Below are 26,221 nucleotides of genomic sequence, written 5' to 3'. Positions count from 1 at the left end.
ATCAAATTTTATTTTTCAGCTGTAAGTGCAGCCATTGTGATGTAGTTATATGGTTTGTTAAAGTGTGGCAAGAAGAATAGGTCTGTCAATGCCAATTTATCAATTGTTACATGCTCTTGGATAGCAAGTGAGAACATGTGGATTCCCATGCTGATTGCAGAATCGTGTGAAACCATTTGTGCACCAAGAATTTCACGGCTATCTTTGTCAAAGACAATCTTGATGGCAACTTCATGGTTGTCATGCTTCATAAATTCTGGTTTTTGAAGATCGTTAAAGCCTGTTTCAGTTGCGTTGTAACCAGCAGCTTTAGCTTTTTCAAGAGTCAAACCAGTTGAAACCATGTGAAGACCGTAGATTGAGATACCATTTGAACCTTGAACACCAATTCCTTCCAATTCATGTCCACAAGCGTTGTATGCACCAACGATACCAGTACGAACAGCATTTGAAGCAAGAGCGATGTAGCTAGTGTCTTTACGAGCGTTGTCATAAACAGTCGCACAGTCACCTACTGCGTAAACGCCTGGGATAGATGTTTCTTGTTTCTTGTCTACAAGGAAGGCACCGTTACGGAAGAGTTCAATTTTTCCATCAGCAAGGGCTGTGTTTGGACGGAAACCAACTGCAAGGATAACCATATCCACATCGAAAGTTTCTTTATCAGTAATCAAGCGTTCAACTTTACCGTCACCCTCAATTGCTTTAACAGTTTGACCAAGCGCCAAGCGGATGTTGTGGTCTTCCAAGTTCTTCGCCATCATTTGAGTGAAGTCTTTGTCGTAGTATCCGTTCAAGACAGTATCTACGATGTCAACAAGGACAACTTCTTTTCCAAGACGCTCAAAAGCTTCAGCAAGTTCAACACCGATGTATCCACCACCAACAACGGCGATACGGTCAAGGTGTTGGCTCTTGTCAGCCAATTTATGAATCACTTCTTCAGCATTTTGGTACAATTTAACGAATTGTACATTTTCAAGAGTTGCTTTAAATTCACGGTTTCCTTTAACAATTTCAACACCTTCGATTGGTGGCAAGATTGGTGTAGAACCTGTAGCGAAAATCAATTTATCGTATGATTCTTTGTGCTCTTTCCCTTCAACTTCTGCTGTAACTACTTTGTTATCATAGTCGATTGAAAGAACTGGTGAATTCATGTATACCTTAGCACCTTTAGCTTCCAATTTTTCTTTATCAGAATAGAACAAGCCTTCAGCACCGTCAATTTGTTCACCGATCCAAAGGGCCATTCCACATCCTAGGAAAGAGATGTTAGAGTTTTGGTCGAATACAACAATTTCGTTCTCATTTCCAAAATTATCCAACATAGTATTAATACATGCTGTACCAGCGTGGTTAGCACCAACTACAACGATTTTACTCATAGAAAAATTCCTACCTTCAATTTTAAATTTACCTTTCTAGTATAACATTTACTGTTAGCGTTTACAAGAGTTTAGCTAATTTTCCCGATTTTTTTGTAAAAAAATGTAAATAATCTGTATTTTATCAGCCTTTCTTACAATTACTCTTTATTTTCTGAGCATATTTCTTGACAAGTTTACAAATTTTATTTGTGAAAACGCTGACTTTATGGTATGCTAGTATCATGGAAAGAAAATGTAAGGGGTTAAATTTAATATAAATTTACAATGTTTCAACCTTCTTTTCATAAGAGAAAGGAGTTGGTAGCTTGCCTCTTAGTTCACATTCCGAACGGCTAATGGGGACTACTATCACTATTTCATTAGTAGATGAGCGAGCCGATAGCTTGCTCCAAAAATCCTTTGATTTGCTCAAAGAGCTTGAATACCGCTTCAATGCCAATAGTCAAGAATCGGAGTTGATGGAAATCAATTATCAAGCTGGAATAGCTCCAGTCAAAGTTCATCCTGATTTGTTTGAATTGATTTCACTTGGATTAGAGCATAGCCTAGCGCCCTCTAGTCATCTCAACATCAGCATTGGTCCCTTGATTCAAACCTGGCGTATCGGTTTTTCAGATGCCAAAGTTGCCCAGCCTCAAGAAATTGAATCAGTACTTCCTTTAATCAATCCTCATTCTATCGAGTTAGATTCTTCCACTTCCACTGTGTTTTTAAAACAAAAAGGAATGAAAATCGATCTTGGTTGTTTAGCCAAGGGTTATAGTGCGGATAAGGTTGCCCAATTTCTGAGAGAAGAGGGAGTGACATCTGCCTTGATCAATCTGGGAGGGAATATCCTGACTATTGGAAAAAATCAGGCAAGAGGAAATCAGCCTTGGCAAATCGGGATTAAAGACCCAGCCAATCCGAGGGGAAATCACTTAATGACCATCCCTGTTGTCAATAAATCTGTCGTGACTTCAGGCATTTATGAACGTCACCTGACAGTCGATGGAAAAGATTACCATCATATTTTTGACAGTCAAACAGGATATCCTGTTGAAACGAAACTAGCAAGTCTCACAATCATCTCTGATAAATCAGTTGATGGTGAAATATGGACAACTCGTTTATTTGGAGAAAGACCTGCTTCTATCCTCTGGCAAGTCGAAAGTTTGGAGGGCATCGAAGCTATCCTCATCGATAAGGAAGGTCACCTAAGCTGTTCTTCAGGAATTCCTACTCTATAGAAATAGATGTTTCAATGGAGTTTTAAAATCGTATTATGTAAAAAGAGAAAGGAAATCTCATGTTAAAACTTATTGCTATTGTTGGAACAAATTCAAAACGTTCTACAAACCGTCAATTGCTTCAATACATGCAAAAACACTTTGCTGAAAAAGCTGAAATTGAACTTGTTGAAATCAAGGATATCCCTGTCTTCAACAAACCAGCTGACAAGCAAGTACCTGTTGAAATTTTAGAAATTGCTGCTAAAATTGAAGAGGCAGATGGCGTTATTATCGGCACTCCTGAGTATGACCACTCTATTCCTGCAGTTTTGATGAGCGCTCTAGCTTGGTTGTCATACGGTATTTACCCACTTTTGAACAAACCAATCATGATTACAGGTGCTTCTTACGGTACGCTTGGTTCATCACGTGCCCAATTACAACTTCGCCAAATCTTGAATGCCCCAGAAATTAAAGCAAGTGTCCTTCCAGATGAATTCTTGCTTTCACATTCTCTTCAAGCTTTCAACCCAAGTGGAGACCTAGTAGATCTTGATGTGATCAAAAAACTGGATGCTACTTTTGACGACTACCGTATCTTTGTAAAAATCACAGAAAAATTGCGCAATGCACAAGAATTACTTCGCAAAGATGCAGAAGACTTTGACTGGGAAAATTTGTAAGATAGGAGACCAAAAAGAATGAAATTTGTTGGACTTGTAGGATCAAACTACGATCAATCATATAACCGTAAACTCTTGGAATTCATCCGTCGTCACTTCAAACTCAAATTTGAATTAGAAGTCCTTGAAATTGACGAAGTTCCAATGTTTAACCAGGACGAAAAATGGGATGAAAGTTTCCAATTACGTCTTTTGTATAACAGAATTACTCGTGCTGATGGTGTTATCATTGCTACGCCTGAGCACAACCACACAATCTCAGCTTCCCTAAAATCTGTTCTTGAATGGCTTTCATATGAAGTTCATCCATTTGAAAACAAACCAGTCATGATTGTGGGTGCTTCTTACTATGACCAAGGTACTTCACGTGCCCAAGTTCACCTTCGTAAGATTCTTGACGCTCCAGGTGTCAATGCCTACACACTTCCAGGAAATGAATTCCTTCTTGGTAAAGCTAAAGAAGCTTTTGATGTTAATGGAAATATCACAAATGAAGGAACTGTTAATTTCCTTGAAACATGTTTAGACAACTTTGTAAAATACGTGGGAGTCGTTTCAAAATTGAAAAAACCAAAACCAATTGAGCCAGAAGATTTATATTGTACAAATTCAATTGCAACTACCATCCAAGGTGTTGATCCAGATGATCCTGAATGGGTAGAAAAAGCTGCTGAACTTGTTGGAGCTGTTTCTGGAGATACTTACGTTAAATTAGACCACGGTATCTTGACAGTTAACCAAATTGACATGTTCTTGAAAGCAATGCCATTTGAATTGACATTTGCAGATGATAACAATCAATTTTTGTACTTTAATAACGCACACCAAGACCCAGATACAATGTTTGGTAAACGTGTACGTGCTCAATCAGGAAATAGATTAGGAACAGTACACGGTACATTGCCAGATTCTAGAATGAAAAACGTTGAATGGGTTGTCGGCGTATTGCGTAACGGGGATCAAGAATATGTCCGTACAATTGTGCCAGGAACACCTGAAGGTGTTATTAATACCCATAATTACCAAGCAATGTACTACCCAGATGGTTCATATGCTGGAATTAATGAGATTATCTTTAATTTCCAACCATGGCTTGATTGGTACCTCAATACAACTGGTCAACGTTTAGTCGGTGGAAATGCTGCAGCTCCTGCTGGCGGACATGGTCACGGCGATGCAGATGCTACATCTGGAGCTTCTGATTCAGGTGATGCCGGTGGTCACGGTGGTGGCGCTGACGCTACATCTGGAGCAAGTAACTAATCATTTTAGGAACCATCTTGGTTCCTTTTTTATCAAAAAAAAGACTAGCAGTTTTTGTCTGCTAGTCTTTTACTTATTATTTCATCTATCTTTGTTAAAAGAGAGAATGCTTATTATGAGTTTGGATCATCGAGACTACGACCATGTAATCCTTTTTCACGTTGAACTTGGCGTAGTTTTTCTGGTGTAACATCGTTTCCTTCTTCGTCCACAATTTTGATTCCCTCAATGTGGTGACGAACAGAGCGACGATAACCTTCGATGTACTCCTCACGTAGTTTAGCTTGTTCCACTTTTTCTTCTGGTGTCAAGCCTTCTGCTTTTTTCTTTTTAGCAAGCTCGTTGATACGATCAATTTTTTTAGGATCCATGTTTCTCTCCTTTATGATAAGATTTAATCCGTTTAACAGATTTTATTTGGTATTGATTTGGTTAAAACGTGCAAGTTTAGCTGCTTTTTGAGTTAAATGAGACAAGATTGCCAAACGATTTTGACGGACTGCTTCATTTTCAGCCATAACCATGGTATTCTCAAAGAATGCATCAATGACTGGGCTAAGCGCAAAGAGTTGTTTCAATTGCTGACTTGCAGAACCTGATAAAACGAGTGTTTCTACTGCTTCCGCCAAAGCTTTTTCTTGGTCATTTTCAAAAAGTGCTGAATCAACTGTTGCAACTCCTTCTACCTTTTCAGCCAAGTTAAAGGCACGAGAAAGTGATTCAACAGATGGTTTGAAGTCTTCTTCCTTGCTTGCTTCTACGAGAGCACTTGCTGCTTCCAACATATCCGCCACAACAAAGTTTGATCCTGCAAGAACGGCTTCCTTGATATCTTTTGGAGTAGAACCCATCATCTTATCAACACGAGCCTTGATAAAATCCATAACCTCTGCCTTATTTTCATAAGTCAAGCTATCAAATTTCAATGCATAAAGGCTATCTATCAGCTCGTCCATAGCAATGTGCCAACCAAAGGCATCCAAGATACGAACAACACCTTGGGTCGCACGACGAAGGGCATAAGGGTCATTAGAACCTGATGGAATCAAGCCTACTGAGAAGAAACTCAAAATCGTATCCAATTTGTCTGCAATGGCTAGAATGGCTCCAACCTTGCTCTCTGGAAGTTCTCCTTCAGCTGAAGTAGGCATGTAGTGTTCACGAATAGCAGCTGCCACCGCTGGAGTTTCACCAGCAAGAAGGGCATATTTCTCACCCATAATTCCTTGGAGCTCGTCAAATTCGCCAACCATACCTGTCAACAAGTCAAACTTGTAAATGGCTGCTGCACGAGCTAAGTCAATCGTTTCATCCGCTGACAAACCAGCTTTTTCTGCCAAGAGAATAGCAATCTGCCCCGTACGAATCATGTGTTCACGAAGGGAACCAATCTTCTCATGGAAGGTGACATTGTTTAATTTTTCAACAAGATCTGAAATCACCAATTTTTGGTCTTCACGCCAGAAGAATTCACCGTCTTCTAAGCGAGCTACTAAGACTTTTTCATTTCCTTTAATGACATTTTCCAAATACTCTGCGTTTCCGTTACGAACAGAAATGAAGTTTGGCAATAGTTTACCGTCTTGATCACGAACAACAAAGTAACGTTGGTGTTCTTTCATTGAAGTCACCAAAACTTCTTCTGGAACTTCAAGGTATTTGGCATCAAAACTTCCCATAAAGGCAGTTGGGTATTCAACCAAGTTCAAGACTTCATTAAGCAAATCAGCATCAATTTCGATACGTACACCATGCTCAGTTTCGATTGCTTTGATTTGGTCAACAATCATTTGCTCACGTTCACGAGGATCCGCGATTACAAACTGCTTACGAAGGTCTTCTTCGTAGCTCAATGCTGACTGAATCTTAGTTTCTTGTCCCAAGAAACGATGACCACGGCTGACACGATCTCCCTTGATATCAAGGAAATCCAAATCAAACTCTTCTTCATCTAAAAGAACAGTTAAAGTGTGAACAGGGCGGATATATTCAAAGGTGTTGTTAGCCCAGTGCATGCTGACAGGGAAAGTCAAGGACTTCAAGACATCTACAACACCAGGAACAATGGCTTCAACTGCTTGACCAATTTCTTCCTTGGTAACATAGACATATTCTTCACCCTTAATTTCACGAAATTCGATATCTTCAACAGTCAAGCCTTTTCCTCGGACAAATCCTTGAGCTGCTTTGGTGAAATTTCCATCACTATCCAAGGCAATTTTCTTTGCTGGCCCCTTAAAATCTTCTGTCAAATCAGACTGTTTGTCTGCAAGACCAGTTACACGAACAGCTAAACGACGTGGTGTTGAGAAGGTTTGAACAGCTTCAAAAGACAGGCGGTTTTCCTTGAGGAAGGCTGCCATTTTTTCGCCTAGTTGTTTTTCACTTGGTGTGACAACATAGGCTGGTAATTCTTCAAGACCGAGTTCTACTAATAAGTTTTTTGTCATGTTTTTTCTCCGAAAAATATCTTTTTATTTTCCAGTTTGCCTTATGTGATTGGCACGCAAGCAACCAACTTCATTGTTTCATTGCTAAAATTGGAGCCAAAAGTCTCCAATTTTGCCTAGTATCCTTAGCTTCACTAAGGATACCTTCATCACTGCGGCAACTGGTTCAGGGCTCACACTGTTCGCCCATTTTCGTAATTTGTCACTTTCTTTATTCTGCGTCTTCTGCTAGGAGTTTAGCTCGTGTTGCTTCATCCAAAAGCGGGTAGCCTAGGCGTTTGCGTTCTGCGACAAAGGTTTTAGCTACGACACGGGCCAAGTTACGGATACGAGCGATATAGCCTGCGCGCTCTGTTACAGATACGGCACCACGCGCGTCAAGCAGGTTAAAGGTGTGTGAACATTTGAGAACATAGTCATAGGCGGGGTGAACCAAGCCTTCTTCCAAAGCGCGACCAGCTTCTTTTTCAAACTTATCAAAGTTTTCAAGCAACATTTCTTGGTCCGAAATTTCAAATGAATATTTTGAATGCTCGTACTCAGGCTGGATAAAGATTTCTCCGTATTTTACACCATCAGCCCACTCAATATCATAGACAGAATCTACTTCTTGAATGTAAGAAGCTAAGCGTTCCAAACCATAGGTCACTTCCGCAGTCACAGGGCCAGTTGCCAATCCACCAACTTGTTGGAAATAAGTAAATTGAGTGATTTCCATTCCATCAAGCCAAACTTCCCAACCAAGACCAGCTGAACCAGTTGATGGGTTTTCCCAGTTATCCTCAACAAAACGAATATCGTGTTCCAAAGGATTGATTCCCAATTTTTCCAAAGACTCAAGGTAAAGTTCTTGGATGTTTGATGGAGAAGGCTTCATAACCACTTGGAATTGGTGGTGTTGGTAAAGACGGTTAGGATTTTCTCCGTAACGACCGTCAGCAGGACGACGTGATGGCTCTGCATACGCTGCATTCCATGGCTCAGGTCCGATAGCACGAAGGAAAGTGTAAGGACTCATTGTCCCCGCACCTTTTTCATTATCATAAGCCTGCATAAGCATACAACCTTGGTCATTCCAAAATTGTTGCAAAGTCAAAATAATTTCTTGAAATGTTAATTTTTTAGACATTGTTTACTCCTTTAAATTATATTATCTTCTTAGGTTTATTTATCAAGCAACCAAGAAAAGGCTGGGTCCTGAAAAATATGACGTTTAGGAACAGTTTGTAAATTCTGATCGCATTCATCTATTGTACCTAATTTCAAAGCACAGACTTCTGGTATATTTTCTTGAACAGTGAAAATTTGACTATGACAGTTCTGGCAGTAATAACGCTGTTTTCCTGGAGAAGAACTATAGGAAACAAGCTTTTCTTTTCCATGCAATACTAGCTTTTCACTGCTAACTTTAGCATTAACTGTATAGGCAGACGCAGTTGCTTTCCGACAAAATGAGCAATGACAAAAAACTAATTCCGATAATTCCTCATCTAGAGTGTAGGTCACTGCTTTACATAAACAAGATCCTTTAAGCATTATGCTCCTTTCTACTTAGGCATTAGACGAATTCAAAAAGAACCGAATTTCAACACCCAAGCCTTGCGACTAGGGGCGTCAGAAACGCGGTTCCACCCTAATTTATTACTTCATTGTTTTTGAAAATACTACAGAAAGCGCCAGTTCTTTATTTTGCCCTACTTGGCTCCCACTATCCCAAGCTCGCTTGAAGAACGCCATAAGACTTTCTTTCCTGCTGACTATTATATCAAAAATTGGAACAATGTACAATTCTTTTTATGATTTTCTAGAAATCCATATCATCAACTCGTGGAGCACCAGACTGAACAGCAATTGTTTTTAAGGTTTCACGTTCCTCATGACTCAATTCAATTCCAAAGCAATCAAGATTAGCCTGAATACGAGATGCTGTGACAGATTTCGGAAGCGGTAAAAATCCTTCTGCCAAGCTCCAGGCCAAGGCTATTTGAGCAACCGATTTTCCGTGATTTAGCGCTATTTCTTGCACTTGCTTGCTATCAAACAGTTCTCCCTGACCAAAAGGTCCCCAAGCTTCCAATAAAATTCCTTTTTCTCGACAGTAATCTACGACTTCCTCTTGATACACACCTGGCGCCAAGCGGATTTGATTGACCGCTGGAAGAATTTTTGCTGTTTCAAGCAAGGCATCCAAATGATGGGGAAGGAAATTACTAACTCCAATAGCACGGATTTTGCCTTCTTGATAGAGGTCTTCCATCGCTCTCCAAACTTCTGCATTTCGGATTTTCCATTGGTCATTTTCTCTGAGCGGTTTTGGATTTGGCCAATGAATCAAATACAAATCCAAATATTCCAAGCCCAGCTTCTCTAAAGACTCTTCAAAAGCCTGACGAGATTGCTCATAGCTATGATTTGTATTCCACAATTTACTGGTTACAAAAATTTCCTCACGCGGAACGCCACTATCTTGAATGGCACGACCAACGCTTTCTTCATTTTTATAAATAGCTGCCGTATCGATATGGCGATAGCCTGCCTTTAAAGCCTCTAGTACAGCTTGATAGGCAATCTCTCCATTTTCAGCTTTCCAGGTTCCAAATCCCAGTACTGGAATTGTAACACCATTGTTTAAAGTATAAGATTTCATTATTTTTCCTTTCTATGAGAAGAAAATCCAAAGAGCCAAATTTTCAAGGAAAACTTTTCTCTTTAGATTTTGTGTATTATTGATTGCGGTCGTAATAGAGCTGATGAGCTTTAAGACGAGAGTCTAACAAATCTGGAATTGTCACAAAGTCATAACCCTGACCTTTCAAATAGTCAATGACCTTTGGTAAAGCATTCACTGTTTCAGCATGGATATCATGCATGAGAATAATAGAACCATTCTTGACTTCACGCTGAATTTCTGTCAAAATAGATGCTTCATTTTTACTCTTCCAGTCCAGACTATCTACATCCCACATAATAAAGCTCAAATCTAAGCTATTGCGAATGTCGTCTGTAATGGCTCCATAAGGCGGACGCATGAGTTTGGAACTAGAACCCAACACTTTAGTTAGCGCATCCTCAGTATCAGTAATTTGTTTTTTAGCTTCATCAAGGGAAAGTTTTGAAAGCACTGGATGACTCCAACTATGGTTTCCAATGATATGTCCATCCGATTTCATGCGTTTCAAAATCTCTTCATTACCAGAAACATTCTTACCTAAAACAAAGAAAGTTGCCTTGATACCATACTTGGAAAGAGTATCTAATGCTTGATTTGTCGTCGTAGGATTTGGTCCATCATCAAAAGTCAAGGCCACTACTTTACGATTTTTCTTTTCATAATAAGCCTTATATAGCTCTGCATCCTTATCTAATAAATAAGAGGACTGAATAACTTCAAAGAAACTAGATACTGGCAAGGCAATCTCATCTAAATTTTCCACTGCCTGACTCGGATAAAAAATCATTTGGCTATCCTTATAATCAAAGTTCCATGCAGACAAGTCTTGGTCAGAGAAGCCTTTAACAACTTGATCAATCTTTTCTTGCTCCAATTTCTTATCCTGTAAGAAAGAGGTGATTTCTTTTAACAACTGCTCTTTGGCTTTACTAGCATCTGAAAATAATTGATTAAGTGTAAAAGGTTTACCATCTTCTGTCAAATGTACTTTTGCCAGACTAGTTTTTTCAGTCTCTTCAACTTTTGACGAAGTTAAATCATAGACTTGTTTCATCACACTTCGGTTGACAATCCCTTTTAAAGTCGAATCCTGTTTCTCCGTATAATAAAAAACCAGATTTTCCTTGTCTTCCAGATTTTCCTTAATATCCTGTGTCATGATTTCTTTTACAGATGAAATCACTTGCTCCCCTTGGAGAGGATAATAGGCAATTACTTCTGCTTGTCCCTTACGAAAATGATCTTTCTGATTTCCCTCACTTAATTGATCATCTTTCTCTTTTTTGAGAGATTCAATTCTTTGTTCAAAACTTTGCTTTGTATATACTTTGTATCCAATCATTGAACCAAGGACGCAAATACTTACCGAAAAGATAGCTACCAGGGCTATTAAACCGATTCTCTTTTTATCGTGCTCAACACGTTTTGCTCTACTTTTATCCATAGAGATATCATATCAAATTCAGGCTATAATTTCAATTATTTTAGAGGAAATAGTATATTAAAAAGAGGGGAACTCCCTCTTAAAATCTTATTTTACTGCTTCTTTCAAAGCATCTACCTTGTCCAAACGTTCCCATGGAAGGTCAATATCTGTACGTCCCATGTGTCCATAAGCCGCTGTTTGACGGTAAATTGGACGCTTGAGGTCCAGCATTTGGATAATTCCTGCAGGGCGAAGGTCAAAGATTCGACGGGCTGCTTTTTCAAGCTTGCTTTCAGCTACTATTCCTGTACCAAAGGTATCGATACGAACAGAGACGGGTTGAGCAACACCGATAGCATAGGCCAATTGCACTTCTGCTTTCTTAGCAAGACCTGCTGCAACGATATTCTTGGCAATATAGCGAGCCGCATATGACGCAGAACGGTCTACCTTAGTCGCATCTTTACCAGAGAAAGCACCACCACCGTGACGAGAGTAGCCACCATAAGTATCTACGATAATCTTACGACCAGTCAAACCTGAGTCCCCTTGAGGTCCACCGATTACAAAACGACCAGTAGGATTGATGAAGAATTTTGTTTGCTCATCCAAGTAAGAGGCTGGAATAACCTCTTTGATAACCTTGTTAATGACATCATTGTGAATTTGTTCGTTGCTGACTTCTGGATCGTGCTGAGTTGAAATCACGACTGTGTCCACACGTACTGGACGGTCATTTTCATCATACTCAACTGTAACTTGTGATTTAGCATCAGGACGAAGATAGCTGATTTCACCAGACTTGCGAAGTTCTGCCAAACGACGAACCAACTTATGACTGAGTGAAATCGGCAATGGCATGAGCTCTTCTGTTTCATCCACTGCAAAGCCAAACATGAGACCTTGGTCTCCAGCACCAATCAAATCAAGTGGATCTTGGTCTACATTCCCACGAACCTCCAAGGCTTCGTTAACACCTTGGGCGATATCTGGTGACTGCTCAACAAGTGACGGATGGACTCCCACCGTCTCAGCAGAAAATCCATACTCAGTATTAGTATACCCAATCTCTGCAATGGTATCACGAACCACACGGTTAATATCCACATAGGCATTTGTAGAAATTTCACCAAAAACGTGGACGGAACCAGTATATACAGCTGTCTCCGCAGCAACGTGCGCCTCTGGATCCTTGGCTAAAATAGCATCCAAAATCGCATCTGAGATTTGGTCTGCAATCTTATCTGGATGCCCCTCAGATACAGATTCAGACGTGAATAATTTACGTTCTGACATAAAAATGTCCCCCCTTAAAAATAGTGTTATAGAGTTACAAAGTACTGATAGGTATTTTCATTTTCTAAGAGTTACAACGCGTAAGAAATAAAAACGATACTTTTTTATTTCTGAAGCTAGTAAGGCGCATAGGGTGACCGCCCTATAGCGACAACCGTAAAATGACGAGCGACTACTTTAGAGCCGTCATTCTTTGCGAATTACAAAGTACTGATGGGAAAACTCTTAGTGATAAATACCTACCATCTTATCGGGACTATATAACTTTATCATTATACCATTTTTTAGCGCAATTTGCAGTCTTTAATGTAGTGTTTCTATTTAGATAGTTCGTTCTCATAAATAAAAAAATTGGAGCTCAGTACTCCAACTTTTTCTATTAAAATGTTTGGCGTTTTGCTTTACGCTCTGCACGACCGCGAGCACGATTTTCAGCACGCTTGGTCTTGCGACGTTTTTCATCAACCGCCCATTTAATTTTTTTCTTATAACCTGGTTTGACTTTTTTCTTTTTCTTTTTAACCAAACCAATCATTTCGATATCAAGTTTATCTTGTTTTTTCTCACGGTTGGCACGACGATCACGGTCATAAGTATCTTGAAATTCCCCGTCTTTGACCATCTTAGGAGTAAACTTGATTCCCAATTTCTCCAACTCACGGATATCCGAGTCATCACTTGGCTGATAAAGGGTAATAGCTGTACCTGGTAGGCCATTACGCCCAGTTCGACCAACACGGTGCACAAAGAAAGACAAATCTTGCGGAATAGCATCATTGATGACATGGCTGACACCTTCAATATCAATTCCACGCGCCGCCAAATCTGTTGCGACAATATACTCAAAATCCAGATTTTTCACCTGGTTCATGATACGTTTGCGCTCACGAGGGGCAATATCCCCATGGATTTTTGCAACCTTCAAGCCTTGAGCAGTCAGATATGAATGCAATTCATCAGCACGCGTTTTAGTGTTAACAAAAATCATTGCCAAATACGGTTGCATCAACTGAGTCAACTGGTAAATTTGAGCATTCTTATCTCGGCCCTTGGTCGAAATCAACCAATTATCAATGGTATCAGAAATGACCGTTTTGGTCTTGATTTTCTCCATAACAGGATTTGATAAGTATTTTTTCAAGAATGGTTGCAGTTTTTGTGGAATAGTCGCTGAGAAGACCATGAATTGCAAGTCTTTTGGAAGGCTTCCAGCAATCTTATCAACAGTTTCCAAGAATCCCATATCCAAGGTCATATCTGCCTCATCGACCACAAAGGTCTTAGCCTTGTGAATAGCTAGGTCACCAGACTTAACTAAGTCATAAATACGGCCAGGCGTTCCGATAACAATATGAGGCTGGTTACTTGCCAATTTGTCAATCTGGCGAGCCTTATCTGTACCACCCACATAATTAACCACACGAATTTCTACCTCTGAGTGGGCTGCAATCTGACGGGCTGCTTGGTAAATTTGAGTAGCTAATTCACGGCTCGGTGCAGTAATGACTGCTTGAACACTATCGCTGGCTTCATCTAATTGCTGGAAAATCGGCAATAGGAAAGTATGAGTCTTACCCGAACCTGTTTTTGATTCACCGACTAGGTCACGACCTGCCAAAACAATAGGAATCAACTTGTCTTGCACCTCTGTTGGAGTTGTAAATTTCAACTCCTCCAAGGCTTCACTAATATATTTTTTAAATTGAAATTTCGTAAATGACATAATATCCTCGATTCTATCTATCCTATCAATTATACCATATTTTATTCCATTTCAGTAGTCTCACTTATAGAGCTTACTTTCAGTAGCTTTTCTAGTCAGAAAAAGGCTGGAATGTTATAATTCCAACCTCTTTTCAGTCATTATTTCCAGTTTAAAATAGCATTCAAGCCATAGTGATCACTAACTTGTGGACTCTTGTTGCCATCAAATACGACATGTAAATTTTCCACCGCTAACTCTTTGGTAATAAAAACATAGTCGATTCGAAGGGGTTCTGTGTTCCCCTTCCAGCCATCAATTTCTGGTGGAACAGTATAGCTACCACTTTTATCTTGAGCAACTTCAAATGCGTCTTGTAAACCTAATGGGCTAGCTAAAATAGCTTTGTAACCTTCCTGACCAGCTGGGTTATTGAAATCTCCAGCCAGCAAAAGTGGCTTGTTCAATTCTTTCAAGACAGCCTCAAATCGTGCCCATTCTTCTTGGAAACCTTTATCCCACCAAGAAAGATGGACACTGGCAACTGCAAGTTCATTACCATCGACTACAGTTTCAGCCAGGGCGACACGGCGAGTATGATAGTCTGTTGGATCATCCACATCTGAAACCAAAATTTCTCTTGCTTCAATAGGTGTTTTAGACAAGATAGCCACACCTTCATGGTAGCGGTCATAACCAATATGGTTATAGGCCCAAGTCCAGTAGTAATCTTTCCCTTGCTCTGACAACTTTTCAACCAAGAGTCTAACATAGTGATCATGATGAATAGGCTCAGCAGCTGGCAAAGCTTGATAAAGGTCATTAACCTCCACCTCTGGCGAAGTAATCTCCTGATTGATTTCTTGGAAACATATCAAATCATAGTCTTTATCAAGAATATCTTCAAGCAAGAGCTGGAATTTTTCCTCGGCTTCTTTTTCCATCCAGCTATGAGTATTGAGTGTTAAAAATTTCATGCTTTTCTCCCAAAACAAGAGGTTGGAAAACAGCTTCCAACCTCAAGTGTATTACAATTCTACTTTAGCAACTGCTGTTTTAGCTGCAAGAGAACCTGTTTGTTCTAATTTAACTGATTTAATAGCTTCAGCATTTGTGAAGACAACTACTGTAGAAGTTTCACGACCTGCTGCACGGATAGCATCCAAGTCAGCTGTGACAAGAAGATCACCTGCTGCAACTTTTTGTCCTTCAGCTACATGAACAGTAAATGGTTTTCCTTCAAGACTTACTGTGTCCAAACCAATGTGAACAAGTACTTCAAGACCTGCTTCAGTCACAAGACCAAGAGCATGTTTTGTAGGGAAGATGCTTGATACAGTACCTGAAACTGGAGATACAATGTTTCCATTTGCAGGTTCTACAGCAAATCCGTCACCCATCATTTTTTGAGCAAATACTGGATCTTTTACTTGTTCCAAAGCAACAACTTGACCGTCAGCTACTGAGTAAACTTCCTCTGTTACACCTTTGTAGTGTACAGTGTTTTGTTGTGCTTCTGTCATTTGACTTGGAAGAGTTTCAGGAATGATTTCACCTGAATCAAGGATATCTTGGATATCAGATTTCAATACGTCTGCTTTTGGACCGTAGATAGCTTGAACTCCTTGTCCTTTCATGACAAGACCCATAGCTCCTTCTGCTTTCCATTGTTCTGCATCACCGACTTTGTCAGCATCTTTTACAGTTACACGAAGACGAGTCATACATGCATCAACATCAACGATGTTTGCACGTCCACCAAGAAGGTTGATAATGTTTACAGCTTGAGAACCTGCTGCAACTTTCACTTCACTGCTAGCTTCTTCTGAACCTTCAGCAGTTTCGTAGTTTCCGTTACGTCCTGGAGTTGCGTAGTTGAATTTTTGAATCATGAAGTTTGCGATAAAGTACATGATTACGGCAAAGAGAACAGTTACCCAGATAAAGTTAACAATATCCATACCAATACCAGCGCTAATCGCAATAGGTGTACGAGTCAAGAACTCGATTGAACCGAATGAGTGCATACGTAGGTTTACTACATCAGACATAGCGAAGGCCGCACCTTGAACAAGTGAGTAAACAAGGTACATAGGTGTTGCTACAAACATGAACATGTATTCGATTGGTTCAGTAACCCCTGTCAAGAATGTTGCAAGAGCTGTCGCAATCATCATACCTTTATATTGATGTTTCTTATCAGCATCGACATTACGGTAGATAGCCACAATCACACCCATCAAGATACCGAACGAACCGATCATTTGTCCAACTTTGAAACGAGCTGGGTGAACAGTATCTAACAATTGTTGGTAGTGACTTGCATCTGTACCTTTAAGGTTAACAAGGTCTGTTACCCATGCAAGCCAAAGTGGATCTTGACCAAATACTTGGCTACCTTTTGCTGCACCAGTTAAGACTTCATAAGTACCACCAAGAGCTGTGTAGTTCATTGGGATAGTCAACATGTGGTGAAGACCAAATGGCAAGAGCAAGCGTTCCAATGTACCATACAAGAATGGTGCAAGGATTGGAGCAGTTTCTTGTGAGTTAGCAATCCAGATACCAAAGCTATTGATACCAGTTTGCACAAGTGGCCAGAAAGCTGAAAGTACGATTGCAGCAATTACTGAACGAAGAATAACTACAAACGGTACAAAACGTTTTCCGTTAAAGAATGAAAGTGCATCAGGAAGCTTACGGAAGTTGTAGTATTTGTTGTAAGCAGTTGCTCCAATAAAACCAGAAATAATCCCTACGAAGACACCCATGTTAAGTGCTGGAGCTTCCATAACACTAATGAAGTAATCAGCAACTTTGATTGATCCACCAAAGAGAGTTGTTACCATAGCTTCTGGATTTTTCAACATATCTCCTGATACGCCAAAGATTGTACCAGTGATACGATTGATTAGGACAAAGGCAAGACCTGCCGCAAACGCACCACCAGCGCGTTCCTTAGCCCAGCTTCCTCCAATAGCGAGGGCAAACAAGATATGAAGGTTAACGATGACTCCCCAACCGATTTGCTCTAGTACACCACCAGTAGTAACGAGTGGGGCAAAGTTAGGGTTGATCATCACAAGTGACTTACCGATTGAAATCATCAAACCAGCAGCCGGCATAACCGCGATAACCACCATCAAAGCCTTACCGAATTTTTGCCAAAACTCGAAAGACAAGACATTTTTGAATGTATCTTTCATCATTCAAATCTCCTTTATTTTTATTTAGGCAAACGTTTTACGAAAACGTTTGCACTTTCTATAATTCAATTATACCACTTTAATTTTTTTTGTAAAGGCTTTTATAAAAAAAAGTAGACTTTTTTCTAAAATTTTTGTAGTAAAAAAGGAGATATTAAAATCTCCTCAAATATACTTCTATTTTAGATTTTCAGGAATCGGCGCATTGAAATTCCTGATCCGATTGAACCGATAAAAATTCCAATCACAAATAATAAGGCAATCATCAGTGGACTGAATACTTCTGGTGATATCATTGAAAGGTTCTGACCAACCAATGACTTATTAACCGATTGGTAAACCATTTTATAGACAATAAATACCAGAACTGATGGAAGTGTTGCTCCAAGCAAACCAATGAAGGCACCTTCAAGCAAGAAAGGTCCGCGGATATAGCCATTCTTAGCACCTACTAAACGCATGATTTGAATTTCACGGCTTCGTGAAATGATGGTGATACGTATAGTATTAGAAATCAAGAACACCGCAATGAAAATCAATAATCCAGCGATAACTAGTCCCCAGACACGAATAAATGAGGCTAACTTAAACAAGCGTTCTGTATTAGCACCACCATCTTGAACTTCTGATACACCTTCGATTTTTTTAGCTTCTTCTGCTACTGTCTTTACATCACTGGGTGTATTTGTATCAACGATATATGCATCATAAAGAGGATTGGCATCGCCTTCAAAGATTTTCCAGTTGTCCCCCATTGTTTCTGTCAACTTTTCATATTGTTCTTCTTTACTTGAAAACGTAACACTTTTAACGGTTGACATACCTTTCAAAGCATCATATACCTTATGGTAGTCGTTATTTGTAACAGTTTGACCTTCTTTTTCAATCGTCTCACTATTATCAGCTACGTCCTTACGAATGTATACCATTACTCGGACATTATTTTCGATATCTGTAGCTAGTTTAGCCGTATTAAAGATAACAGATGCAAATATTGCAACCAAGGTCAAAGTAATCATAACTGAACTAACAGCAGCTACTGTCATCCAGCCATTTCGTTTCAAACTTTTTAACGATTCAAATAAATGACGAAAAAATCTACTAATCATCGTATCCATATTCTCCTTTAGCTTCGTCACGAACGACACGGCCATTTTCAATGGCAATGACACGGTGGCGCAAGGTATTTACAATCTGACTGTTGTGGGTAGCCATCAAGACAGTTGTACCTTGGAGATTGATGCGTTCCAGCAAGTTCATAATTTCCCATGAATTATCTGGGTCCAAGTTTCCTGTTGGTTCGTCCGCAATCAATACTTTTGGATTGTTTACAATGGCACGTGCAATTGCAATCCGTTGCTGTTCTCCCCCTGAAAGTTCATTTGGGAAAGAACGAACCTTATGCTTCAATCCAACCAAGTCTAAGACTTCCATAACACGTTTTTTGATATTACGGCGACTTTCTCCAATTACCTCCATTGCATAAGCAATATTTTCATAAACGGTTTTCTTTGGTAACAGTTTATAATCTTGGAAGACAACCCCAACACTACGACGTAGGAGAGGAACATCTTTCTTTTTAATTTTAACCAGATTAAAACCAGCAACAGATAAGCTTCCTTTTTCGATTTTTACTTCGCGATACAAAGAACGAATAAAGGTTGATTTCCCAGCTCCTGAAGGTCCTACGATGTAAACAAATTCCCCTGGTTGAACGCTTACCGAAACACCACGTAGGGCAGTCGTTCCGTTGTCGTATTTTTTGACGACATCTCTCATTTCAATAATTGACATGTGAGTTCCTTTCTATCTTAGCTGATTCTCCACTTGAGATAGGCATCAATAAAACCATCTAGGTCTCCATCCATAACCTTATCTACTTGTGCAACTTCAAAGTTAGTTCGATGGTCTTTTACCATAGTATATGGCGTGAAAACATAAGAACGAATTTGACTTCCCCATGTGATTTCCTTTTTCTCACCCTTGAGGGAATCGACTTCCGCAGCTTTCTTCTCCTGCTCCATTTGATAGAGCTTAGCCTGCAACATCTTCATGGCACGATCTCTATTTCCATACTGGGTACGATCTACCGTTGACTGAACAACAGTTCCCGTAGGAATGTGTGTCAAACGTACTCCAGTTGAAACCTTATTGACGTTTTGTCCACCAGCACCACCTGAACGGAAGGTATCCATCTTGATATCATCTTCACGGATTTCCACTTCAATGGTATCATCCAATTCTGGCATTACTTCCACCGATGTGAAAGAGGTATGGCGACGTTTGGCAGAGTCAAATGGCGAGATTCGCACCAAACGGTGTACACCCATTTCTGACTTGAGAAGACCATAGGCATTGGGCCCTTCAAATGATAGGGTTACTGACTTGATACCAGCTTCATCTCCTGCTTGGTAATCCAATACTTCCACTTTAAAGCCTTTAGCATTTCCATAGCGAGTGTACATACGAAGCAACATATCACCCCAGTCCTGAGCCTCAGTACCACCGGATCCTGGATGGATTTCCAAGATGGCATTATTATGGTCATAAGGTTCTGACAAGAGCAAGGTCATCTCGTAACTGGTCATCATCTTATCAAGTTCGGATAACTGCGTTACCAATTCTTCATGAACCGACTCATCTTCAGCTAAAAAGTCTAATAAAATTTCGACTTCATCCTGCAACTCTTCCATTTTGTGGAAGGTGTTATAGGTGTTTTTTAATTCATTTAATTCTTGCGACGTTTTTTGGGCCGCGATATTATCGTTCCAAAAATCAGGTTCTGTCATCTTGTTTTCCAAGATGGCAATCTCTTCCTCTAGACCCTCGAGGTCAAAGAGACCCCCTGAAAGAAGCTAATTTTTCACGATTTGCGTCAATTTTCTGACGAATTTCTGAAATGTCCATAAATACTCCTTTTTTATATCGTTTTATTATACCATAATCTATCATTTCTTTCCATCTTTTGCTCTACTCCCTTATTACACGTAAAAAGAAGCCTTTCGGCTTCCCTTCTTACAAAATTTTTGCTGAAGTACGAGTAATCTCTTCTACTTGAATATTCTCTGATTCAAATTTTTCTTTCAAAGCTGGTAAATCAATTGATCCATCGATTTGAACTTCGATAATCACCTTACCATCTTTACGCGGAATATTGACTGTATGCGAGATATTCAAATTTTCTTCTACAATCAAAGAAACAATCTTTCCAAGAACGCCAACTTCGTTTTCTGTAACAAAGCGTACACGAATCCCTTCTTCGCCATAACCAGCAATTTCAAGAAAGGCTTGGAAAACGTCACGGTCCGTAATAACCCCATAGACTTGATGATTATCTACGACAGGAAGAATACCAATCTTGTTTTTCAACATCAAATAAGTTGCATCCTCTAGACTCGCATAGCCTGAAACAGTGACAACATCGCGAATCATCACATCTTTTACTTTTGTCTTATTTAGAAGATAATTCATCTCATAGATAGAAAGACTGGTTGCTTTTGATGGACTAGCTTGGGCAATGGTTCCTTCAGTTACCAAACCAACTAATTGATCATTTTCGATAACAGGCAAGCGGTGCAACCCTTGCTCTCTCATCAAATCTGCTGCATGAGATACTGTTGTATCTGGACTAATATATACTACCTTGCGGGTCATAAAATCTTTAACTGCCATGAGACTTCTCCTTTTCTATTCTCATCCCTATTATACAATCTTTTTGTAAATCAATCAAACGCTTACATTTCTTTTTCAAAATTCAGAAAAGTATGAATAAGCTAGCAAAAAGAGCTCTGAAATCGAGCTCTGTGAATGAAGATAGGAAACGTTTCATTCGATTTTTTCAATTATTAGAAATTCATCTTTCAGTGTAGATGTAGATTTGTTTGCAATCTAAATATGTCAACTAAAATAATCTACTGGAAATGATGATTACTTCGTAATTTTCATCTGCCGACTAAAACAATCCACTGGATTGTTTTAGCCACCTAGATATGCTTTTCTGACTTCTTCTGATGAGGCGAGTTCTTTTCCTGTTCCTGATAGAACGATTTTTCCTGTTTCCAGTACGTATCCTCGGTCAGAGATTGCAAGTGCTTTATTGGCATTTTGTTCAATCAAGAGGACGGTTGTTCCTTGTTTCTGGATGTCTTGAATGATATCAAAAATTTCTTGGATAAAGATTGGGGCAAGTCCCATTGATGGTTCATCTAAAAGAAGAAGTTTTGGTGTTGACATAAGAGCGCGTCCCATGGCAAGCATTTGTTGTTCCCCCCCTGAAAGAGTAGCTGCATCTTGGTTCTTGCGTTCTTCAAGACGTGGGAAGCGTGAGAAAACTTTCTTCAAGTTAGCTTGATTTTCTTCACGATTTTTCTTTAAGAAAGCTCCCATTTCTAGATTTTCCATAACAGTCAAGCCAGGGAAGACGTGGCGTCCTTCTGGAACTTGTGAAAGACCACCTGCCACGATTTTTTGAGCTGGCATTTTTTGGATTTCTTGACCTAAAAATTCAATCTTTCCTGAACTCGGTCTAACCAAACCAGACAAGGTACGGAGAATGGTTGTCTTACCTGCACCATTGGCACCGATAAGGGAAACGACTTCTCCTTCATTCACTTCAAAGCTTACATCACGGACTGCTTGGATCATACCGTAATGCACAGAAAGATTATCAACTTTTAACATAGACATTAGGCTTCACCTCCTAGATAAGCTTCGATAACGCGTTTATTGGTCTTAATTTCGTCTGGAGTTCCCTGAGCAATCAAACGACCATATTCAAGTACGTAGATACGTTCTGTTACTTCCATGACCAGATTCATATCGTGTTCAATCAGCATGATCGTAATCTTAAATTCATCTTTGATACGACGAATTAACTCAGTCAATTCTGCTGTTTCCTGTGGATTCATACCTGCTGCTGGTTCATCTAAAAAGAGAATTTTAGGTTCCGTAGCAAGGGCACGAACAATTTCCAAACGACGTTGTTGTCCGTAGGCAAGATTTTTAGCAAGAGTTTCTGCATCACCATCTAAATCAAAGATTTTAAGCAATTCCAAAGCTTTAGCTTTTAATTCTTTTTCACTCTTGTAAAAAGCTGGTAAGCGCAAAAAACTAGCAAAAACATGTTGTTTGTGATGATTGCCAAAAGCAATCAAAACATTGTCCAAAACTGTTAAATCTTTAAAGAGACGGATATTTTGGAATGTACGTCCAAGTCCCAAAGAAGCAATCTTATATGGTGACTTTCCATTCAAAAGATGACCATCTAGTGTTACTGTTCCCTCGCTTGGTTCATAAACACCCGTCAAGAGGTTGAAAAGGGTTGTTTTCCCAGCTCCATTTGGACCGATTAGTCCAACCAGTTCCCCTTCGTTCAATTCAAGAGTCACATCTCCAACAGCTGTTAGACCGCCAAAATGTTTGGTTAACTGTTTTACTTCAAGTAATGCCATTAGTTTTGTTCCTCCTTCTTAGATTTTTTAAAGAAACGTGATAGGCTCAATTCCCATGTTCCAAGGAGTCCACCTGGTCTGAAAATCATTACCAATACCAAGGCCAAAGCGTAAATAATCATACGCACGCTGGCAACATCTTGGAGAAGCATATTCAAAATTCCAAGAACAATAGCTGAAACGATGGCACCTGTAATGGAACCAAGTCCACCAAATACAACAATAATCAATACGTTGATTGAGTTAATGAATGTGTAATCTTTCGGTACAACAGACCCGATAAATCCTGCCTGAAGTGACCCTGCAATACTTGCAGTAATAGCACCAAAGACAAAGGCGATGATTTTAATTTTAGTCGTATTAACCCCAACTGACTCAGCAGCGATTTCATCCTCACGAACGGATAGGGTTGAACGACCAATTGGACTACGCAAGAAGTTCAAGGTTGCAATGGTTGTAATCACGACAAAGAAGTAAACCATTTGCCAAGTTGTAAAGTTTGGAATTCCCAAGATACCTGCCGCACCGTTTGTAAGGCTTCCACCATTGATGATAAAGATACGGATAATTTCAGAAACCCCAAGAGTCGCTACCGCAAGATAATCCCCCTTCAAGCGTAAGGTTGGAATTCCGACAAGCAAGGCAACTGCTCCTGAAAGTAAAGCCCCTACAAGCATGGCTCCAAAGAAGGCACCGTAGGTTGGTGATTTAGAACCAATAATAGCAGCGGCATAGGCACCAATCGCCATGAAACCAGCATGCCCAAGTGAAAATTGTCCTGAAAAACCAACGATTAAGTTGAGACCAACAGCCAGAATAATATTAATTCCAATTTGTTGTAAAATCTGTACATAGAATAGGTTTAGTACTCCAACTGAAACCAATACACTAATCAAGCCATAGCCAGCTAACAAAAGGAGTAACCATAGAATATTAACTTTTAAATTTTCTTTCATCGTTTACACCTTCTCTTTCACATTTTTACCAAGAATACCTGCTGGGCGGACAATCAAGATCAACAACAGGATTCCATAAACAATGGCATCACGGAAGTCTGACATTCCAAAGGCTGTCGCAAAGGTTTCCAATAGACCAATCACAAAGCCACCAAGAGCCGCACCAGGAATAATTCCGATACCACCAAGTACTGCGGCAACGAAAGACTTAAGACCTGGAGTAACCCCCATCAAAGGCTCAAGAGAGTTATAATAAAGGGCAATCAGAACACCAGCCGCACCCGCAAGAGCTGACCCCAAAGCGAAGGTAAAGCTGATAGTACGGTTTACATTGATCCCCATCAATTGCGCTGCATCGCTATCTACGGATACTGCACGCATGGCTTTCCCCATCTTAGTCTTTTGGACAATGACTTGTAACAAAATCATCAAAATCAAGGAAATGGCCAAAATCATTAACTGCACGTTTGTTAGGCTAACTGGTCCCAAATCATAGCGAACTGTTTGAATCGCTTGAGGGAAGGCACGGGTATTAGCACCAACCAGATAGACCATCCCATATTCCAATAGGAAAGAAACCCCAATAGCTGTAATCAAAACAGCAATACGAGTAGAGTGACGCAAAGGTCGGTAAGCAAGGAACTCAATCACGACACCAAGAATGGCTGTCGCTAACATAGCTACAATAAGCGCTACAAAGAAATTCATTTGGAAAGAATTAATCAAGAAATAACCGATAAAGGCTCCCATCATATAAATATCACCGTGGGCGAAGTTGATGAGCTTGATAATTCCGTAAACCATGGTATATCCTAGGGCTAACAGCGCATAAACACTACCTAGAATCAAACCATTTACTAGTTGTTGGAGCATAAGATTCACTCTTTCTATTTATAATTTTGAGGGTTTCCCCTCACTTTTTGATAGGTTCTTAAACACCGAAACAGGGAGTGAGTCAGAGGCTCATTCCCTATTTCAACATTTTTCTATTATGGTTTTACAACTTCTGCTGCTTCAACCTTACCATTGTTCATGGTCATCATGTAAGCAGTTTTGACTGTGTTGTGGTCTGCATCGAAGCTTGTTTGACCAGTTACACCTTCAAAATCTTTTGTTTTAGCAAGGTTATCCTTGATTTCACCTGAGTTTTTAGCACCTTTTGCTGCGTTTGCTACAAGGTGAACTGAGTCATAAGCCAAGGCTGCAAATGTTGAAGGCTCTTCGTTGTACTTAGCACGGTAAGCATCAAGGAAAGCTTTTGCTTTAGCTGAAACTTCTACAGTAGTTGAGAAGCCTGAGATAAAGTAGATGTTTGATGCTTTTTCAGCAGTTGCTTGTTGTACAAACTCTTCACCGTTGAATCCATCACCACCAACGATTGGTTTATCAATTCCCATACCACGCGCTTGGTTTACAATTTTACCAGCTTCAGTGTAGTAACCAGGGACGATGATAGCATCAAAGTCTTTCCCTTTCATTTTTGTAAGGGCTGCTTGAAAGTCTGTGTCACCTGCTACGAAAGTTTCATCTGCAACGATTTCACCTTTGTAAGCTTCACGGAAGGCTTTAGCAATACCTTTAGCATAGTCGCTGGCATTGTCAGTGTAAAGAACAACTTTCTTAGCGTTTAATTTTTCAGTAACATAGTTTGAGATAATTTTTCCTTGGAAGCTATCTTGGAATGTTCCGATAAAGAGGTAATCTTGACCTTTAGTCAATCCATCTTGAGTCGCACTTGGCGAAATCAATGGAACACCTGCTTTTGTAGCGTTCGCTACCGCAGCTGCAGTTGCACCAGATGTCGCAGGTCCTACGATTGCTGATACCTTAGATTGGGTTACTAGGTTAGTTGTTACTGAAGCCGCCTCAGCAGTTTCAGATTTATTATCTTTATCAACTACTTCGATTTGTTTTCCGTCGATACCACCTGCTGCATTGATTTCATCAACAGCAAGTTGGGCACCTTTTTGTTCAGATGTACCGTAAGCTGCTACGGCACCAGTTTCTTCAAAGTTAAATCCGATTTTGATTGTCTTTTCATCTACTGAGTTACCAGCAGCGTTTGACGCTCCAGACTTCACTTCTCCACAGGCTGCAAGAAGTGCTACACTTGCAAGCGCCACAAACGATAGGGCAAATTTTTTCTTCATCTTTTTTTGTCTCCTTATTTCTTAAATAGCATGTTAAGAATATACCGAATTATCAGAAAATTGTCAACACTTTTCTTGAACTTTTTCGATGATAACGTTTTCCTCTCGATGAAGATTGCCCACAAAAGGTGTTTCCAGCTCTTGGATATGACAAACCCTGACTTTTTTTATAAACTTTTCCTTGCCCAAGCGCCCGACCAATTGCTCCATTTCTTGAGTTGGAACATAGAGTTGTAAGTAACGATGTTTCTTGGAATGATAGGTAATATCTCCATAATCCTGCAATTTTTTGGCATCACGATTATAGTAAAGATAGATAATCAAGCCAGATCGTTTGACTTTTTCAAACATGATAAATCCTCTTTC

24 protein-coding genes are annotated in these 26,221 nt (G+C 39.8%); 3 read left to right on the top strand and 21 right to left on the bottom strand.

Annotated elements, in window-relative coordinates; all coding sequences use genetic code 11:
* Positions 1 to 8: 8 nt before the first annotated feature.
* The gene (gene nox / locus FQT24_RS00960; RefSeq protein ID WP_143951900.1) at positions 9 to 1,388 is read right to left on the bottom strand and encodes a H2O-forming NADH oxidase; all 1,380 of its coding nucleotides are present in this window, start codon (positions 1,386 to 1,388) and stop codon (positions 9 to 11) included.
* 308 nt (positions 1,389 to 1,696) lie between these two features.
* On the opposite strand from nox, the gene FQT24_RS00955 reads away from it, so the two are divergent.
* From FQT24_RS00955 to FQT24_RS00945, 3 genes are read left to right on the top strand one after another with little or no spacing between them, the layout of a single operon-like run.
* Positions 1,697 to 2,620, top strand: coding sequence for an FAD:protein FMN transferase (locus tag FQT24_RS00955; protein ID WP_143951899.1), 924 nt, complete (start codon positions 1,697 to 1,699; stop codon positions 2,618 to 2,620).
* Positions 2,621 to 2,679: 59 nt separating this feature from the next.
* Entirely contained in the window at positions 2,680 to 3,285 is a 606-nt protein-coding gene (locus FQT24_RS00950) for an NADPH-dependent FMN reductase (RefSeq protein ID WP_000915954.1), read from the top strand.
* Positions 3,286 to 3,303: 18 nt separating this feature from the next.
* On the top strand, positions 3,304 to 4,548 hold the full coding sequence (locus FQT24_RS00945; protein WP_115904764.1) for an NAD(P)H-dependent oxidoreductase: 1,245 nt from the start codon (positions 3,304 to 3,306) through the stop codon (positions 4,546 to 4,548).
* Positions 4,549 to 4,661: 113 nt separating this feature from the next.
* Here FQT24_RS00945 and FQT24_RS00940 read toward each other — a convergent pair whose 3' ends face one another.
* The 20 genes from FQT24_RS00940 to FQT24_RS00835 form a co-directional block, all read right to left on the bottom strand.
* A complete protein-coding gene (locus tag FQT24_RS00940; protein ID WP_023934295.1) occupies positions 4,662 to 4,919 on the bottom strand; it encodes a DUF896 family protein in 258 nt (85 codons plus the stop codon).
* A 42-nt stretch (positions 4,920 to 4,961) separates the two neighbouring features.
* The gene (glyS, locus tag FQT24_RS00935) at positions 4,962 to 6,998 is read right to left on the bottom strand and encodes a glycine--tRNA ligase subunit beta (protein WP_143951898.1); all 2,037 of its coding nucleotides are present in this window, start codon (positions 6,996 to 6,998) and stop codon (positions 4,962 to 4,964) included.
* A 211-nt stretch (positions 6,999 to 7,209) separates the two neighbouring features.
* Entirely contained in the window at positions 7,210 to 8,127 is a 918-nt protein-coding gene (gene glyQ / locus FQT24_RS00930) for a glycine--tRNA ligase subunit alpha (protein WP_143951897.1), read from the bottom strand.
* Positions 8,128 to 8,162: 35 nt separating this feature from the next.
* Positions 8,163 to 8,534, bottom strand: a complete 372-nt coding sequence (locus FQT24_RS00925; RefSeq protein WP_000912012.1) for a GFA family protein — start codon at positions 8,532 to 8,534, stop codon at positions 8,163 to 8,165.
* A gap of 268 nt (positions 8,535 to 8,802) precedes the next feature.
* On the bottom strand, positions 8,803 to 9,645 hold the full coding sequence (locus FQT24_RS00920) for an aldo/keto reductase (protein ID WP_143951896.1): 843 nt from the start codon (positions 9,643 to 9,645) through the stop codon (positions 8,803 to 8,805).
* Positions 9,646 to 9,721: 76 nt separating this feature from the next.
* A complete protein-coding gene (pgdA, locus tag FQT24_RS00915; RefSeq protein WP_143951895.1) occupies positions 9,722 to 11,113 on the bottom strand; it encodes a peptidoglycan-N-acetylglucosamine deacetylase PgdA in 1,392 nt (463 codons plus the stop codon).
* Positions 11,114 to 11,200: 87 nt separating this feature from the next.
* Positions 11,201 to 12,391, bottom strand: a complete 1,191-nt coding sequence (metK, locus tag FQT24_RS00910; protein WP_143951894.1) for a methionine adenosyltransferase — start codon at positions 12,389 to 12,391, stop codon at positions 11,201 to 11,203.
* A 379-nt stretch (positions 12,392 to 12,770) separates the two neighbouring features.
* Entirely contained in the window at positions 12,771 to 14,114 is a 1,344-nt protein-coding gene (locus FQT24_RS00900) for a DEAD/DEAH box helicase (protein WP_033689026.1), read from the bottom strand.
* 140 nt (positions 14,115 to 14,254) lie between these two features.
* Positions 14,255 to 15,070 carry an endonuclease/exonuclease/phosphatase family protein gene (locus FQT24_RS00895; RefSeq protein WP_143951893.1) on the bottom strand — a complete coding sequence of 272 codons (816 nt, stop codon included), beginning with the start codon at positions 15,068 to 15,070 and terminating at the stop codon, positions 14,255 to 14,257.
* A 51-nt stretch (positions 15,071 to 15,121) separates the two neighbouring features.
* Entirely contained in the window at positions 15,122 to 17,302 is a 2,181-nt protein-coding gene (locus FQT24_RS00890; RefSeq protein WP_084819648.1) for a PTS transporter subunit IIBC, read from the bottom strand.
* 179 nt (positions 17,303 to 17,481) lie between these two features.
* Positions 17,482 to 18,408 carry a permease-like cell division protein FtsX gene (gene ftsX / locus FQT24_RS00885; protein WP_000625545.1) on the bottom strand — a complete coding sequence of 309 codons (927 nt, stop codon included), beginning with the start codon at positions 18,406 to 18,408 and terminating at the stop codon, positions 17,482 to 17,484.
* The gene (ftsE, locus tag FQT24_RS00880; protein WP_000022269.1) at positions 18,401 to 19,093 is read right to left on the bottom strand and encodes a cell division ATP-binding protein FtsE; all 693 of its coding nucleotides are present in this window, start codon (positions 19,091 to 19,093) and stop codon (positions 18,401 to 18,403) included. Before ftsE ends, ftsX begins: the two co-directional genes overlap by 8 nt.
* A 17-nt stretch (positions 19,094 to 19,110) precedes the next feature.
* Positions 19,111 to 20,206, bottom strand: a protein-coding gene (gene prfB, locus FQT24_RS00875; RefSeq protein WP_140224011.1) for a peptide chain release factor 2 whose coding sequence is annotated in 2 segments (ribosomal slippage) — positions 19,111 to 20,133 and positions 20,135 to 20,206 — 1,095 coding nt in all. Because the reading frame shifts where the segments join, the coding sequence is not laid out codon by codon here.
* A gap of 108 nt (positions 20,207 to 20,314) precedes the next feature.
* Positions 20,315 to 20,971 carry a CBS domain-containing protein gene (locus tag FQT24_RS00865; protein WP_140224010.1) on the bottom strand — a complete coding sequence of 219 codons (657 nt, stop codon included), beginning with the start codon at positions 20,969 to 20,971 and terminating at the stop codon, positions 20,315 to 20,317.
* A gap of 303 nt (positions 20,972 to 21,274) precedes the next feature.
* Complete coding sequence (locus FQT24_RS00860) at positions 21,275 to 21,985, bottom strand: ABC transporter ATP-binding protein (protein ID WP_000062200.1); 711 nt, start codon at positions 21,983 to 21,985, stop codon at positions 21,275 to 21,277.
* Entirely contained in the window at positions 21,985 to 22,749 is a 765-nt protein-coding gene (locus tag FQT24_RS00855; RefSeq protein ID WP_001185997.1) for an ABC transporter ATP-binding protein, read from the bottom strand. The genes FQT24_RS00860 and FQT24_RS00855 overlap by 1 nt, the downstream gene beginning before the upstream one ends.
* Entirely contained in the window at positions 22,749 to 23,705 is a 957-nt protein-coding gene (locus FQT24_RS00850) for a branched-chain amino acid ABC transporter permease (RefSeq protein WP_000662290.1), read from the bottom strand. Before FQT24_RS00850 ends, FQT24_RS00855 begins: the two co-directional genes overlap by 1 nt.
* 3 nt (positions 23,706 to 23,708) lie before the next feature.
* A complete protein-coding gene (locus FQT24_RS00845) occupies positions 23,709 to 24,578 on the bottom strand; it encodes a branched-chain amino acid ABC transporter permease (RefSeq protein WP_000941427.1) in 870 nt (289 codons plus the stop codon).
* Between the two features lie 116 nt (positions 24,579 to 24,694).
* On the bottom strand, positions 24,695 to 25,855 hold the full coding sequence (locus tag FQT24_RS00840) for an ABC transporter substrate-binding protein (protein ID WP_020903477.1): 1,161 nt from the start codon (positions 25,853 to 25,855) through the stop codon (positions 24,695 to 24,697).
* A gap of 63 nt (positions 25,856 to 25,918) precedes the next feature.
* A complete protein-coding gene (locus FQT24_RS00835) occupies positions 25,919 to 26,206 on the bottom strand; it encodes a YlbG family protein (RefSeq protein WP_084926910.1) in 288 nt (95 codons plus the stop codon).
* Positions 26,207 to 26,221 lie beyond the last annotated feature (15 nt).

The sequence above is a fragment of the Streptococcus mitis genome (genome assembly GCF_901542415.1).
Taxonomy (GTDB): domain Bacteria; phylum Bacillota; class Bacilli; order Lactobacillales; family Streptococcaceae; genus Streptococcus; species Streptococcus mitis_BL.
The sequence above is the reverse complement of the archived record's forward strand: the minus strand, read 5'-3'. Positions and strand labels throughout refer to the sequence as shown.

Coding starts and splice junctions, on each gene's coding strand:
- nox (WP_143951900.1), bottom strand. CDS start 1,388: ATGAGTAAAATCGTTGTAGTTGGTGCTAACCACGCTGGTACAGCATGT.
- FQT24_RS00950 (WP_000915954.1), top strand. CDS start 2,680: ATGTTAAAACTTATTGCTATTGTTGGAACAAATTCAAAACGTTCTACA.
- FQT24_RS00945 (WP_115904764.1), top strand. CDS start 3,304: ATGAAATTTGTTGGACTTGTAGGATCAAACTACGATCAATCATATAAC.
- FQT24_RS00940 (WP_023934295.1), bottom strand. CDS start 4,919: ATGGATCCTAAAAAAATTGATCGTATCAACGAGCTTGCTAAAAAGAAA.
- glyS (WP_143951898.1), bottom strand. CDS start 6,998: ATGACAAAAAACTTATTAGTAGAACTCGGTCTTGAAGAATTACCAGCC.
- glyQ (WP_143951897.1), bottom strand. CDS start 8,127: ATGTCTAAAAAATTAACATTTCAAGAAATTATTTTGACTTTGCAACAA.
- FQT24_RS00925 (WP_000912012.1), bottom strand. CDS start 8,534: ATGCTTAAAGGATCTTGTTTATGTAAAGCAGTGACCTACACTCTAGAT.
- FQT24_RS00920 (WP_143951896.1), bottom strand. CDS start 9,645: ATGAAATCTTATACTTTAAACAATGGTGTTACAATTCCAGTACTGGGA.
- pgdA (WP_143951895.1), bottom strand. CDS start 11,113: ATGGATAAAAGTAGAGCAAAACGTGTTGAGCACGATAAAAAGAGAATC.
- metK (WP_143951894.1), bottom strand. CDS start 12,391: ATGTCAGAACGTAAATTATTCACGTCTGAATCTGTATCTGAGGGGCAT.
- FQT24_RS00900 (WP_033689026.1), bottom strand. CDS start 14,114: ATGTCATTTACGAAATTTCAATTTAAAAAATATATTAGTGAAGCCTTG.
- FQT24_RS00895 (WP_143951893.1), bottom strand. CDS start 15,070: ATGAAATTTTTAACACTCAATACTCATAGCTGGATGGAAAAAGAAGCC.
- FQT24_RS00890 (WP_084819648.1), bottom strand. CDS start 17,302: ATGATGAAAGATACATTCAAAAATGTCTTGTCTTTCGAGTTTTGGCAA.
- ftsX (WP_000625545.1), bottom strand. CDS start 18,408: ATGATTAGTAGATTTTTTCGTCATTTATTTGAATCGTTAAAAAGTTTG.
- ftsE (WP_000022269.1), bottom strand. CDS start 19,093: ATGTCAATTATTGAAATGAGAGATGTCGTCAAAAAATACGACAACGGA.
- FQT24_RS00865 (WP_140224010.1), bottom strand. CDS start 20,971: ATGGCAGTTAAAGATTTTATGACCCGCAAGGTAGTATATATTAGTCCA.
- FQT24_RS00860 (WP_000062200.1), bottom strand. CDS start 21,985: ATGTCTATGTTAAAAGTTGATAATCTTTCTGTGCATTACGGTATGATC.
- FQT24_RS00855 (WP_001185997.1), bottom strand. CDS start 22,749: ATGGCATTACTTGAAGTAAAACAGTTAACCAAACATTTTGGCGGTCTA.
- FQT24_RS00850 (WP_000662290.1), bottom strand. CDS start 23,705: ATGAAAGAAAATTTAAAAGTTAATATTCTATGGTTACTCCTTTTGTTA.
- FQT24_RS00845 (WP_000941427.1), bottom strand. CDS start 24,578: ATGCTCCAACAACTAGTAAATGGTTTGATTCTAGGTAGTGTTTATGCG.
- FQT24_RS00840 (WP_020903477.1), bottom strand. CDS start 25,855: ATGAAGAAAAAATTTGCCCTATCGTTTGTGGCGCTTGCAAGTGTAGCA.
- FQT24_RS00835 (WP_084926910.1), bottom strand. CDS start 26,206: ATGTTTGAAAAAGTCAAACGATCTGGCTTGATTATCTATCTTTACTAT.